The sequence below is a fragment of the Rhodobium orientis genome (assembly GCF_003258835.1).
GTDB lineage: Bacteria > Pseudomonadota > Alphaproteobacteria > Rhizobiales > Rhodobiaceae > Rhodobium > Rhodobium orientis.
This window is the reverse complement of the sequence record NZ_NPEV01000026.1, coordinates 33,444-45,849: the sequence shown is the minus strand read 5'-3', so window position 1 is coordinate 45,849 and position 12,406 is coordinate 33,444. Positions and strand designations below refer to the sequence as shown.

At 65.7% G+C, this 12,406-nt stretch carries 14 protein-coding genes, 2 tRNA genes and 1 pseudogene; 9 read left to right on the top strand and 8 right to left on the bottom strand.

From position 1 onward, the window contains the following. Positions 1-183: 183 nt before the first annotated feature. Positions 184-270, bottom strand: a tRNA-Leu gene (locus CH339_RS12885). A 295-nt stretch (positions 271-565) separates the two neighbouring features. On the opposite strand from CH339_RS12885, the gene CH339_RS12880 reads away from it, so the two are divergent. From CH339_RS12880 to thpR, 6 genes are all read left to right on the top strand, one after another. Further along, a complete protein-coding gene (locus CH339_RS12880) occupies positions 566-1,147 on the top strand; it encodes a YqaA family protein (RefSeq protein ID WP_111434765.1) in 582 nt (193 codons plus the stop codon). A gap of 175 nt (positions 1,148-1,322) precedes the next feature. Next, positions 1,323-1,853, top strand: a complete 531-nt coding sequence (locus tag CH339_RS12875) for a disulfide bond formation protein B (RefSeq protein ID WP_244669193.1) — start codon at positions 1,323-1,325, stop codon at positions 1,851-1,853. Continuing rightward, entirely contained in the window at positions 1,850-2,116 is a 267-nt protein-coding gene (locus CH339_RS12870) for a hypothetical protein (protein ID WP_111434764.1), read from the top strand. Before CH339_RS12875 ends, CH339_RS12870 begins: the two co-directional genes overlap by 4 nt. A gap of 29 nt (positions 2,117-2,145) precedes the next feature. Beyond that, on the top strand, positions 2,146-2,577 hold the full coding sequence (locus tag CH339_RS12865) for a metallopeptidase family protein (RefSeq protein ID WP_111434763.1): 432 nt from the start codon (positions 2,146-2,148) through the stop codon (positions 2,575-2,577). A 195-nt stretch (positions 2,578-2,772) separates the two neighbouring features. Beyond that, positions 2,773-3,114, top strand: a complete 342-nt coding sequence (locus CH339_RS12860) for a hypothetical protein (protein WP_111434762.1) — start codon at positions 2,773-2,775, stop codon at positions 3,112-3,114. Positions 3,115-3,291: 177 nt separating this feature from the next. Continuing rightward, a complete protein-coding gene (gene thpR, locus CH339_RS12855; RefSeq protein ID WP_111434761.1) occupies positions 3,292-3,837 on the top strand; it encodes an RNA 2',3'-cyclic phosphodiesterase in 546 nt (181 codons plus the stop codon). 307 nt (positions 3,838-4,144) lie between these two features. Here thpR and CH339_RS12850 read toward each other — a convergent pair whose 3' ends face one another. The 5 genes from CH339_RS12850 to CH339_RS12830 form a co-directional block, all read right to left on the bottom strand. Further along, positions 4,145-4,531, bottom strand: a complete 387-nt coding sequence (locus CH339_RS12850) for a DUF302 domain-containing protein (RefSeq protein ID WP_111434786.1) — start codon at positions 4,529-4,531, stop codon at positions 4,145-4,147. Positions 4,532-4,824: 293 nt separating this feature from the next. After that, positions 4,825-5,028 carry a Trm112 family protein gene (locus tag CH339_RS12845; RefSeq protein ID WP_111434760.1) on the bottom strand — a complete coding sequence of 68 codons (204 nt, stop codon included), beginning with the start codon at positions 5,026-5,028 and terminating at the stop codon, positions 4,825-4,827. A gap of 38 nt (positions 5,029-5,066) precedes the next feature. Beyond that, positions 5,067-5,747, bottom strand: coding sequence for an LON peptidase substrate-binding domain-containing protein (locus CH339_RS12840; RefSeq protein WP_111434759.1), 681 nt, complete (start codon positions 5,745-5,747; stop codon positions 5,067-5,069). Between the two features lie 83 nt (positions 5,748-5,830). Then, positions 5,831-6,757 (bottom strand): thioredoxin, encoded by a 927-nt coding sequence (trxA, locus tag CH339_RS12835; protein WP_111434758.1) that lies wholly within the window; start codon positions 6,755-6,757, stop codon positions 5,831-5,833. Positions 6,758-6,860: 103 nt separating this feature from the next. Further along, positions 6,861-7,394, bottom strand: coding sequence for a prolyl-tRNA synthetase associated domain-containing protein (locus tag CH339_RS12830; protein ID WP_111434757.1), 534 nt, complete (start codon positions 7,392-7,394; stop codon positions 6,861-6,863). A gap of 238 nt (positions 7,395-7,632) precedes the next feature. Here CH339_RS12830 and CH339_RS12825 point away from each other — a divergent pair, with 238 nt between their 5' ends. From CH339_RS12825 to CH339_RS12815, 3 genes are all read left to right on the top strand, one after another. Continuing rightward, complete coding sequence (locus tag CH339_RS12825; RefSeq protein WP_111434756.1) at positions 7,633-8,334, top strand: outer membrane protein; 702 nt, start codon at positions 7,633-7,635, stop codon at positions 8,332-8,334. Between the two features lie 285 nt (positions 8,335-8,619). Next, a tRNA-Gly gene (locus CH339_RS12820) sits at positions 8,620-8,694 on the top strand. 235 nt (positions 8,695-8,929) lie between these two features. Continuing rightward, positions 8,930-10,087, top strand: coding sequence for a hypothetical protein (locus tag CH339_RS12815; RefSeq protein WP_111434755.1), 1,158 nt, complete (start codon positions 8,930-8,932; stop codon positions 10,085-10,087). A 74-nt stretch (positions 10,088-10,161) separates the two neighbouring features. Here CH339_RS12815 and CH339_RS12810 read toward each other — a convergent pair whose 3' ends face one another. Then, positions 10,162-11,199 (bottom strand): nucleotidyltransferase family protein, encoded by a 1,038-nt coding sequence (locus tag CH339_RS12810; RefSeq protein ID WP_111434754.1) that lies wholly within the window; start codon positions 11,197-11,199, stop codon positions 10,162-10,164. Positions 11,200-11,314: 115 nt separating this feature from the next. Continuing rightward, positions 11,315-12,385: pseudogene (locus CH339_RS12805) on the bottom strand (MaoC family dehydratase); the annotation flags it as partial. Positions 12,386-12,406 lie beyond the last annotated feature (21 nt).

The following is a 12,406-nucleotide window of genomic DNA, read 5'->3' as shown; positions in this document are numbered from 1 at the left end:
CGGCATTCCGCGTGGACAGGGACAATAGGCCCCGGGTCTCCGCTTCGCTCCGCCCGGGGTGACGACTGAGGAGGAATAAGGACGATCGAGCCCGCCAGGCTCGCAAGGCCGACCGGCCGCCGGCGCTTATGCGCCGCCCCGTCGGAGCGGTGCGCGAAGCGCATTCGCGTGAGACATAAATAATGGTGCCCCCGGGGAGACTCGAACTCCCACTCCATTTCTGGAAACAGATTTTGAGTCTGCCGCGTCTACCGGTTCCGCCACAGGGGCCTGGGCCGAATTGAGGCCGAGTGCGCGTGGATCATAGCCACAATGGGCCGTCGGTCAACAACAGCCGTGGGGCGGATCGTTGCAAACCACCGTGCGGCCGATCCGGTGTCCACGGCGCGGCTTGAGAGTCCCGTTTGTGCGTGCGGCGTCCCCCCAAAACCGGTCCCCGGTTTCGAAAGCCATGCATTCCTGAAAGACCACGACCGCTGGCAGCGTCCTGCTGCAAAAATCCGATCCCTGGACGATCCCCTCTTTCCGGCTCGACAGGGCCGGTGCAACTCTGTAAGGGAGCCGCATGCTTCGACGCCTCTACGACTGGACGCTTTCCCTTGCCGCCGGGCCGCAGGCGCCGCGCGGGCTTGCCGTCGTCTCCTTCGTGGAGAGCTCCATCTTTCCGATCCCGCCCGACGTCCTCCTGATCCCGATGGTGCTGGCGGAGCGCCGGAAGGCGTGGTGGTTCGCCACGATCTGTACGATCGCCTCCGTCCTCGGCGGGCTGCTCGGCTATCTCATCGGCGCGGTGCTCTTTGAGGAGGTGGCGCGGCCGATCCTCGATCTCTACGGCTATGCCGATCAGTTCGATGCCTTCAGCGCGCGGTACAATTCCTGGGGGCCGTGGATCGTCTTCATTGCCGGGGTGACGCCGTTTCCCTTCAAGGTGATCACCATCGCGTCCGGCGCCACCGGGCTCAATCTCGCCGTCTTCGTCCTTGCCAGCGTGGTCGCGCGCGGCCTCCGGTTCTTCGTCGTCGCCGGCCTCCTCTACTGGCTCGGCCCGCCGATCCGCGCCTTCATCGAGCGCCGCCTCGGCCTTGTTTTCACCGTTTTCATCGTCTTGCTGGTCGGCGGCTTCGTGCTTGCCAAATACGCCGTTTGAGGTTTCTTAAGGCAGGGACCGCAAGCGGGTGCTAAGGCACGGTGCGTTGTATCTGAAGCACACGACATGCTTTAGTCCGTTGTTTTAGCGCGAGTTCTTGTCCAGAAAGTCTGTCAGCTTTTTGGCAAAGCGCTGCAAGAGACCCTCCACATTCGCGCGCGGGAGTATCCTGACCTTGTTCCTGACCCGACCAACCGGCGGCCTGCAAACCCTTGTCGCGGCCGGCGCCCTCATCGCTTCGGTGGGATCCATCGTCTTCGTCTGGGGCTACCAGATCATCACCGGCAATCTGCCCTGCGAGCTCTGCCTGCTGCAGCGCATCCCCTATTATCTCGGCATTCCTGTTGCCGCCGTCGCGCTCGCCATCGCTGCAAAGCGCGGGCCGGCGGTCTTGTCGCGCGGGCTGCTCGTGCTGTTCGGCCTTGCCATGCTCGTCGGTATGGTCATTGCCGCCTATCACGCGGGCGTCGAATGGGGTTTTTGGGCCGGGCCGGATGCCTGCACCGGGCCGGTCGACGGGCCCGCAGTCCAGGCGAGCGACCTTCTGGCACAGCTAAGCGCGCCGAACACGACCCCGGTGATCCGCTGCGACCAGCCCTATTTCCGCATCTTCGGGCTCTCCTTTGCCGGGCTGAACGTGCTCGCCTCCGCCTTCCTGGCGGCGTTCACCTTCTTCGGCGCCGTCGGAAGGGGCCGGACATTGTGACGGACGGGCGCCGGGAAGCGGACGAGGCGCGCAGGCGCGAGGCCGACGCGGCCCTGAAGCGGGTGGAGCGGGAGGCCGAGACCATCGGCTCTTCCAGCTATACCCGCGTCGCCCGCCAGGCGGCCGACCATTTCTCCGGCAAGGACGCCGATGCAGGCGACCGGATCGAGGTCTGGGGCCGGCGCATCGGCCGCATCGCCGGGCTGATTTTCTTCATTGGACTCGTTCTTTATCTCGTTGCTACCTATGTGATGCCGAAGTGAACGCGCTTTTCTGACGGAGTCCTTTTTCCATGGGTCGCGACGGCCGGTTTCCTGTCAATCGCTGGGCCAGGTGGCCGGCGCCCGGCCTCGACGACTTCGAGGCCCTGGCGCGCGAGGCGTTCGACGCGCTGCCGGAGGAATTCCGCAGGCTCTGCGAGGGCGTGGAGATCCGGGTGAAGGATTTTCCCGAGGAGGAGGTCATCGAGACGATGGACCTCGTCTCCGGCTACGACCTCCTCGGACTCTTCGAGGGCACCGGGCTCGCCCAGACCGGCGGCGCCACCTGGACCGGCCAGACGCCGAACCGCATCTCGCTCTACCGGCGGCCGATCCTCGACTACTGGGTCGGCGGCGACGACACCCTCGACGAGATCATCGCCCATGTGCTGATCCACGAGATCGGCCACCATTTCGGCCTTTCCGACGACGATATGGAGCGCATCGAGGCGCGCGCCGACTGAGCGGAACGCCCGGAAATACGGCGTCTGACGGCCGTCGCAAGGTCACCTCAACGCCCCGTCAATCTCCTTGAACGCTCGATGAATGCGCTTCTCAGGGCCGGTTAAGCCGCGCTTTGCGAAAAAGGGGACGACGCGGAGGACATCGCCTCCGTGCCGATCATTCGCTCCAAGCGTTTTTTCAGAGGAGATATCGTCATGACCTTCAAGACCACCCTCGCCGCCGCCGCCGTTGCCCTGTCGCTGGTCGGCCTTGGCGCCACCTCGGGCACCGCCGCCGCCGGTCCGCAGGCCGACGTGGTCGTGCGCATCGGCACGCCGGGCGTCGTTGCCGTCATGCCCGGCTATCGGCCGGCCCGCCACTACCGCAAGGCGCCGCGCTATCGCCGGCTGCCGTCGCGCTATCGCCGTCCGGCCCGGCTGCGCCGCCACAGGAGCTGCAGCCCGGTCTATGCCAAGCGGCGCGTCTTCGTGCGCGGCTATGGTTGGCAGCGCGCCCGGGTTCGCGTCGGCCGCACCTGTAAGACGGTCTGGCGCTGACGCCCGGCGGAGCCTCCAGGCCAGCCAGGAGCGGGCCGGTTCGCCGGCCCGTTTTCCTTTGTGAATCAAGGGTTTTTGGGCATTTGCCGGGCCAGCGGTTTCCGGGACTTGCGCCATGGCTTTTCGCGGTCCAACAATGGGTAAGCCATGTCTCGCGCTGATTCCCGGGAGGTCGCCATGCCCAGACTGTTCACCGGTCTCGAAGTTCCCCCCGAAATCGGCATGTTGTTGTCGACCATGCGCGGCGGCCTTCGCGGTGCGCGCTGGATCGACCCGGAAAACTACCACATCACCCTGCGCTTCATCGGCGACGTCGACGAGCACACGGCCGACGAGATCGCCGATGCGCTCGACCGGGTCCACCGCTCGCCGATGCCGGTGACGCTGGAGGGACTGTCGTCCTTCGGCTCCAAGAAGCCGCACTCGATCTATGTGCGGGTGGCGCCCGATCCGGAGATCCTGGAGCTGCAGGCCGAGCACGAGCGGATCATGCAGCGCATCGGCCTTGCCGCCGAGGGCCGCAAGTTCACGCCGCACGTCACCATCGCCCGCTGCAAGGGCGCGGCCGCCGCGGACGTTGCCCACTGGCTGTCGCTGCGCGGCGTCTTCCACTCCACGGTCTTCACCGCCCGGCGCTTCGTGCTGTTTTCCGCCAGGGCCTCGAAGGGCGGCGGACCCTATCTCGTGGAAGAAGCCTACGAACTCAACCGCTTCGCGGCTTGATATTGTCGTTCAGATGCCACTGAGGCTTTTCGGCGCAACGGCGCCGGCGGGCATTCGCCCTTGCGAAGCCCGGCGCTGTTGGCGCGCCGGACTTCGGATTGGGAGTGAGGGGCGAGACGCCGGGTCTCTTGCGTTAGCTAAGCATCGGGTCGTCGTTGCGAGCGCGCGACGCGCGCGTGGCAATCCAGGGGCCAAATACTCCGAGCAAGCGGCTCTGGATCGCCGCACTCGCTTCGCTCGTCGCGATGACGGGGCTCTTTCCGGTTCCACTTCCAAGCGTCGCCGTTGCGGCACGCCGCGATTGCCGTCACACCGCGTTGACGACCTTTTCCATCTTGTCGCGGACGATCCGGGCGACCTCGCCGACTTCGGCGGAATCGATCATGCTCATGGCCGCGGCCGGGTCCATGGCGGAAATCTCGATGCCCTCTTCTCCCTTGTCCTGGACGACGACGTTGCAGGGCAAGAGCACGCCGAGCTTGTCCTCGGCGGTGAGCGCGCGGTGGGCGAGCGGCGGGTTGCAGGCGCCGAGGATGAGGTACGGCCGGAAATCGGCGTCGAGCTTCTTCTTCAGCGTCGCCTTGACGTCGATCTCGGTCAGAACCCCGAACCCCTCCTTGGAAAGCTCCTCGCGGGTCTTGGCGACGACATCGTCGAAGCTTCCCGTGACGGTGCGGCTGATGTGGTAGCTCATGGTGTCGGTGCTCATGTCTTCCTCTCCCTTGTTCGTGCCCAATCGTTGCGGGGCATAGTGGCAGAGCTAGGGCATCGGTCAATTCGGAAAAGCGAATATTCGAACATGATGAAAAGAGTTGTTTTGTCTCGCGGCCGGGCGTTCGCTGTCGCTCACCGGCCTCCGACGGGGCCGCGCATTCGCTCGGCCTTGCGGCTTCGATTTTTCGCGCTTGGACGCGCCTTCCCTGACGTTCGCTGGCCCACGCGGAGCCGCGACCGACGTGAGCTTGGCGTGAGCGCGGAAAACCCAGCCTATATTTCCAGCTCGCGGGCCTCTTCCGGCAGCATGATCGGGATGCCGTCGCGGATCGGGTAGGCGAGCTTGGCGGCGCGGCTGATCAGTTCCTGGTGCTCGGCGTCGTATTCCAGCGTCGTCTTGGTCACCGGACAGACCAGGATTTCCAAGAGCTTGCGGTCGAGCTTGTGACCAGGTGCGGACGGAGAAGCCTCGGTCATGAAAATGTCCTCATCGAAACGCGAATTTGCGGCGAAGATTATTGCAGCCGCGAGACGTTGTCATCGCCGTTTCGGGCCAGGTCGATCTCGGTGATCGCGATCAGCGTCTCGGCCCGGCTCTTCAGATCGGGCGCTTCCAGCAGCGCCTGTTTTTCCGCCGGCCCGTAGGGGCTCATCATCGCCAAAGCGTTGACCAGCGCCTCGTTGGAGGCCTTGTCGAGGCTGTCCCAGTCGGTGTCGAGATTGTTGGCGTCGAGATAGGCCCGGAAGGTGTCGAGAAGGGCACCGCGGTCGACCGCGTCCTCGCCGAGGTGCGGCGTATAGTCCGACATGAACGGCTCGGTGCTGATGCGGCAGACCCGGTAGGGCTTGTCCGTCTCGACCTCCCGGTCGATGGCGAAGCGGACGATGCCGGTCAGCGTGACGAGGTAGCGCCCGTCGCCGGTCTCCTGGTAGGCGACGAGCCGGCCGGCGCAGCCGATCTGGCACAGCGCCGGCACCGGATCGGCCATCGCTTCGTCCAGCGTCAGGTCGGGTTGGACCATGCCGATGACGCGGCTGGCCGCCAGGCAGTCGTCGATCATCTGCACGTAGCGCGGCTCGAAAATGTTGAGCGGCATCCGTCCGCGCGGCAGGAGCAGCGCACCGGTCAACGGAAATATGGGGATTTCCGTCGGCAGGTCGCCGGGACCGTCATATCGGGCATTGCCAGCAAGCATTAAGGGTCCTTTCCGTCTCCACGCCGTCTATTCGCGGGCGTTTTAGATCATGGACTCCTAAACTAGCTCGCCGTTCTTAAAAGTCACGAGAAGAGCACGGCGGAAAGCTTGCGCCGACCTTCGGCCGAGGCAGGATCCGCCGGCCCCCAGGCCTCGAAAAACTGCAGGAGCTGCTTTCGGGCGGCCTCGTCGTTCCAGGCCCGGTCGCGGCGGACGATCTCCACCAGATGGTCGACGGCGGCGCTGCGGGCGTTGTGGGCATTGAGGAGAAGGGCGAGGTCGAACCGGGCTTGGTGGTCGCCCGGGTCCTTCGACAGCCGCTCCTCAAGCTCGCTCGGATCGCCGAGCTTTTCCGCCTGTTCGGCAAGCTCCACGGCGGCCCGGGCGGAGGCGACGGCCGGGTCGCCGGCCTTGGAATCGGGCACCATGGCGAGCGTCTGCCGGGCCCGCTCCAGGTCGCCGGTGGCCGCATAGCACTGGGAAAGGCCGGCGAGCGCGACGACGTTGTCGGATTCCTCCTGCAGCACGGCGGCGTAGATCTGCGCCGCGCCGCCCCAATCCTTGTCCTCGCGGGCAGCCGCGGCGGCCTCCAGCGCCTGTTCGACGCCGGATTCCTCGGCCGGGCCGGCAATCTTGTCGATGAACTGGCGGATCTGGCTTTCCGGCACGGCGCCCATGAAGCCGTCGAGCGGCTTGCCGTCCTTGAAGGCGATGACGGCCGGGATCGACTGGATGCCGAGCTGGCCGGCGACTTCGGGGTGGTTGTCGATGTTCATCTTGACCAGCTTCACGCGCCCCTTCGTCTCGGCGACGACCTTTTCAAGGGCGGGCGCGAGCTGCTTGCACGGGCCGCACCAGGGCGCCCAGAAATCGACCAGCACGGGCACCTCGGCCGAGGCCTCGATGACGTCGGCCATGAAGGTCTGGGTGGTGGTGTCCTTGGCAATGCTGCCGGCGGCCGCGCCACCGGACGCACCGTTGCCGCCGATGATGAAATCCGGATGGCTCATGTCGTTGTCTCCCAGCGGATCGTCCGGTCCGCGCGGCTGAAGTCCGTCGCGGCGGACGTGGATGGATATTAGTTCGCTCTAAAATGCAGCCTCGGCCCGCCGATTACAAACCCGCGGCGACGGATTCTTCCGACACTGCCAGGATGCGGGGATCATGACCGCAGGCGCGGGCGAATTTCAACAGATCATCCCGCGCGATGGTGGTGGTCGCCGTGTTGACCAGCGGATGGAAGTTGAGGATCTCGTGCTGCATCATCCGCGCATCGAACACCGGCTGGACGCGCTGCGCCGCGCGGTCGTTGAAGAGGCCGAAGGGGGTGACCGCGCCCGGCTCGACGCCGAGGACCTCCACGAGGAGTTCCGCCTTACCGAAGCTGACCCGGCCGCTGGCGCCGATGATGCCGTGGATCTGTTTCAGGTCGATGGTCGCGTCTTCCAGGGCGACGACGAGGAAGATGTTGCCCTTCTTGTCCTTCAGGAAAAGGTTCTTGGTGTGGCCGCCGGCGATCTCGCCGCGCAGGCGGCGGGATTCCTCCACCGTGAAGAGCGGCGGGTGCTCCACCGTCGTAACCGCGATTCCCTCGCCTGACAGGAACTGAAAGAGATCGTCCGGGGTGGCTCGTGTCTGTTCCGGCATGGCGGCTCCGGCGGGTTTGCTGACGGCGGGCGACGGCCGGCCGATCGGGACTGTTCTGCCGCAACGCCTAACCCGGTTTGGCAGCGAAGGAAAGCCGGGCCGTTGCCGATTGCCGGCGCCGTCGGCCGCATATGCCGGCGGGCAGGCTAAAACCTCGCGCGCGTGAAGATCATTTACTTCGCCTTAAGGTTAATCTGCGCCTTCTTGTGTGAAGCACTTCACGCAACTGAGGTCCACCATGTCGTATCGCAGTGTCTTTCTTGCCCTGGCCGTTGCCGGCGCGGGCATCGCCCCGGCCGCCGCCGCCGATCTTTACACGCCGCCGCCGCCGGAGCCGGTGTTCGAGCCGGCGCCGCCGGTCTCGGCCCTGCGCTCGGGCTTTTATGTCGGCGTCAACGCCGGCCTGATGCGCGGCACCTACGACGTCACCGTGGTGACGCTGCCGGATCCGCCCTATTCGGGCTATGGCGCGCTGGTCGGCGTGCAGGCCGGCTACGATCACTACATGGACGGCTTCATGCTCGGCGTGGAAGCGGACATGGGCCTCAGCAGCCTGCACCACGACACCATCGACGTCTTCGGCGCCAAGAATTCCAGCGACATGCTGTGGCTGTCGACCCTGCGCGGCCGCATCGGCGCGCCGGTGTCCAACGATTTCCTGGTCTATGCCACCGGCGGCCTGGCGGTTGCGGAGATGCGCATGGAGCGCGGTCCCGACAGTGTCGGCCGGGCGCCGGGCCACGAGAGCAACATCCATTTCGGCTGGACGGCCGGTGCCGGCGCCGAATTCGCCATCACCGACAACGTCATGCTGCGCGGCGAGTATCTGTATGTCGACCTCAGCGAGGAACGCTACAACGTCGCCCGCGGCCTGCCGCAGATCGACAACACCTATAGCGGCCATCTGATCCGGACCGCCCTCAGCTACAAGTTCCACTGAGGACGGGTTGGTCTTGTCACTCGCGGTCAATCGGCTGTGCCGATGACCTCCGCGGGGGCGGCCTGACCGGCCGGCGACTGTTCGGCCTTGCGAACCGTTTGGGTTCGGATGCGATCGATCGATAGGCTTGGGGAAACGCGGCCGGGAGCAACGCGCGGGCGGCGAGGGGATCGCCGCCCGTTTTTTGCGCCTTCCGGCGGGGTCCGGGCGGCCAGAAAAAGGACTTGCACGGCTCACCGATTTGGGCGATACATGCGCCCCGTCGGCGGAACGGCCGGCGATCGAGCGGGTGTAGCTCAGGGGTAGAGCACAACCTTGCCAAGGTTGGGGTCGTGGGTTCGAATCCCATCGCCCGCTCCAGATTTTCCCCTTCAATCGGAAAATCCTCAGCATTCAAGACGGTCCCTTTCGGGGCCGTTTTTGCGTTTCGGGGCCCCCGTGCAGGCATTTTCCTCTCCGTTCAGATCGCGTTCATCTGGCTTTCAAGATGGTGTGGGCAAAAGCTACCGCACATTGCCGTTCAGCCGACGGCAAACCGGAGCTTGAGAGGTCTCAACAAGGGGGAGTTGCTATGGGATACAGGATTTCACGCTCAATGGCCGTCCTTGCGGCGGCGGCGATTTCGGTCGGCCTTTCCGGCGTTTTTGCCGGCGTGGCCGTTGCCGCGACCGACCGCTATGCAAAGGTCGAGGGCTGGACGATCGTCGCGGTCAGCCGGGACGGCGGCTTTCGCAGTTGCCGGGCCGCGTTGCGGGGCCGGGGGGGCCGCCTGGGTCTCACCTATACCGGCCGGGCCTGGATCGTTTCGGTTCCCGGCGACGGCCGGATCGGCAAGTTCGACGGCAACCTGACCGTCGACGACATGTCGGATGCGTTCCGGTTCCGGTCCGGCAACGGCAAGCGCGCTTCAGCGCGCGTTCGCCCGCATGTGATCGACGGCATCCGCGCCGGCCGCAGGCTGTCGGCAACGCTGAATGCCGGCGAAATGGCCTGGTCGCTCGGCGGCTCGGCGGCGGCGCTCTCCGCCGTGGAAGAATGCTTCGCCCGCAAGGGCAGGGCCGCACCGGTCGCACAGCGGCCCGCAGCACCGGCAAAGCGCCGCACCGCCGGCGCCTGCCCGCGCGGCGAAAAGCCCCTGCCGGTGACCGGGCTCTGCCCGGCGGAGGCCCGCGAGGCGTTCCTTTCCATGGACGATCCCGAGGACTACAGGCTGGAGCCGGGCTGCCGCTGGGTGGTCAACGAAACGCCGTTTGCCGGTCGCGACGAAGCGGTGATGTACCTTGCGACCGAGTGCAAGGGGCGCACGGCAAAGCTCGATTTTTCTGCGGACAACCGCGGTTTCCGGATGAATTCCAGCGCCGGCGACGTGAAGATCACCGGCATTACGGTCGATGCCGCCGATCCGGAGAAATCGGTCCAGCGCTTCGCCCGCCAGGCGATCGAGGACAAGCGGCGGCGCCGCGACTGCACCCTGCAGATGGACGACGACGGCGAGCGCTACAATCTCGACCTGCCGCCGGCGGAGGTGGCACGTCTGTCCGCCGAGGGACCTTACGGCTGGGAGTGCGGACCCTACGGCACGCGCGACGACGCCAGCCACTGGCGCATCTTCGGCGGTTATGGCTGGCACTTCGAGGTCGGCCAGGACGCCTATGCGTCGGTCTCGCCGGAATCCGTGCGGCTTCTCCATCACGTCAACGACGGTAATTCCGACAGCCTTGACGGCTGGCGGATCCAGTACGGCGACCGATAGGGCGGCGGAACAAAGCGCCCGGTCCGCAGATGCGGGCCGGGTTGCGGCGTGGCGCCTTTCGAGGGGCGGATTGACTATCGCTGCCCGGCGAAGGCATCGCGCGCCGCAGTCAACAGGTCGCGAGCTTCGTGCTTCAGGCCGGCGGCGCCTTGCGTGATCGCCGCGCGCCATTTCGGTCCCGAGGTTTCTGCGACATGGAGTGCTTCGCCGAGTTCGAAGGTCCGCCGCTCGCTGAGTGCTTCGATCAGCATGCCAGCCTGGATCAGGTCTTTGTCGGCCTTGGCGAATGCGCTCCGGTCGCGGCGCGCCGAAACGATCAATTTGTGGATCGCGTAGCGTGCAGGATCGGGGACGCGGACAGGTATTCCACCGCGGTGCAGCGCCACCGACCACACCGGTTCCCTGATCAGGAAATCGAGGAACCGCAAAGGCGTTGCGCCGGCGCCGCCGAGGGCGGGCATTTCGGCGGCCCTTCCCTGGTGATCGTCGCTGCCCCGGTTTGGCGTCAGGAATTCGACCCGGTATTTGTTCTTGTTGGCAAAGGCCGTTGCGGCATGAGGATCGAGGCCCGGGACCGGCTTGAAACTGTCGTCGACGGTCTTCAGGACATCCAGGATGGGGGTGTCGTCGACCGCCTCGGAGATCGCCTTGAACTGGGCGAAATCGGCGTCCTGGGTGGCTACGGACGCGGCTGGCAGCTTAACACCGAGAAGGCCGGAATAGGTCTGGTAGGCAAGGGTTCCGACCAACACGCCCCGGAGGCGGAAAAAGCCGGCTTTCCAGAGCGCGTCCAGGATATCGGCGGGCAGCGGATCCGGTCGCGGGAGGACCTGACCAAGCGCGCGAACCATTTCCCGGCGTTCGGAAAAATCGGCCTTGAGATCCTTGAAGCGTTCGATGCGGGCTGTGATCTGCGGTTCAGCCACAGGGCCGACATAGCGCCGCTCGCGCCCGCCGTTCTGGTATTTCTGGAAGTACCAGTATTCCCGGCCCTTGGACGTGACCCGGACGAACTGGCCCTGCTCGTCGAAATCCCGGTCAAAGCCGGCATCGAGGCACCGTTCGATCAGTTCGGCAAAGGTCGTTTGCAGGGCAAGGCTGATTTTCTGCATTGTCGCAGCGGTCGTTATACCCGGATTGGAAAACCGGGTATAACATGCGCGTTGTACCCGGTTTGGTCAACCGGGTATAACCGGTCAAAGTGCCGTGGGTGTGCCGCCCCCACTCCTACCGCGGGATCAGCGCCCAGTAGTCGAGGTCGAGGATGACGCCCTCGACGTAGTTGCCCTCAGAGTCCTTCAGCGGGAAGTCGGTGCAGGGACGGTCCTTGGTGGCGACGGTCCTGAGGCGCAGCGCGCCGACGTCCTCGCGGCCGGGCAGGGTTGCAACGTCCAGCACTTCCGACCAGGCGAACACCGTGTCGCCGGCGAACAGCGGGGCGACGTGGCGTCCGGCGTTGATGGCGGCGATGTGGAAGACGTTGCCGAGGCCGTTGAAGGAGAGCGAGCGGGCGAGCGAGATGACGTGGCCGCCATAGACGAGGCGCTTGCCGAAGCGGCCCTTGCCTTCGCTGTACTGGTTGAAATGCACCTTGGCGGTGTTCTGGTAGAGGCGGGTGGCGAGCTGGTGCTCGGCCTCCTCCACGGTCATGCCGTCCACATGGTCGATCTTCTCGCCGACCTCATAGGCCGCAAAGCGGTGCGGGCTGCCGGAAAGGTCGTCGTCCCAGGCCTCGATATCGAGGAGCGGCACCGCATCGCCGAGAGCGTCGGCCGCGAGCGCCTTCGGCAGCTCCGGGATCACCGGTTCGGGCGCCGGGGTGCCGGCATCGCGCTTGCGGACCATGACCCAGCGGACATAGTCGAGCACCTCGGTGCCGTCGGACTTGTAGCCGGTGGAGCGCACATAGACGACGCCGGTCTTGCCGTTGGAGTTTTCCTTCAGCCCGATGACCTCCGAGACGGCCGAGAGCGTGTCGCGGGGATAGACCGGGGCCAGGAACCGGCAACCGGCATAGCCGAGGTTGGCGACCGCGTTCAGCGAAATGTCCGGCACGGTCTTGCCAAAGACGACGTGGAAGACGAGGAGATCGTCGATCGGCGCGTGGGCGTAGTTGAGGTCGCGGGCAAAGGCGTCCGACGACTGGACGGCAAAGCGCGTGCCGTAGAGCGCGGTGTAAAGCGCCTGGTCGCCGGCGGCGATGGTGCGCGGCGTCGCGTGCCGGATCACCTGGCCGATCTCGAAATCCTCGAAATAGTTGCCCGGGTTGGTCTTGGTCATCGTTTCTCTCCCCGTCCTTGCCCTGAAGGTTTCGACCGG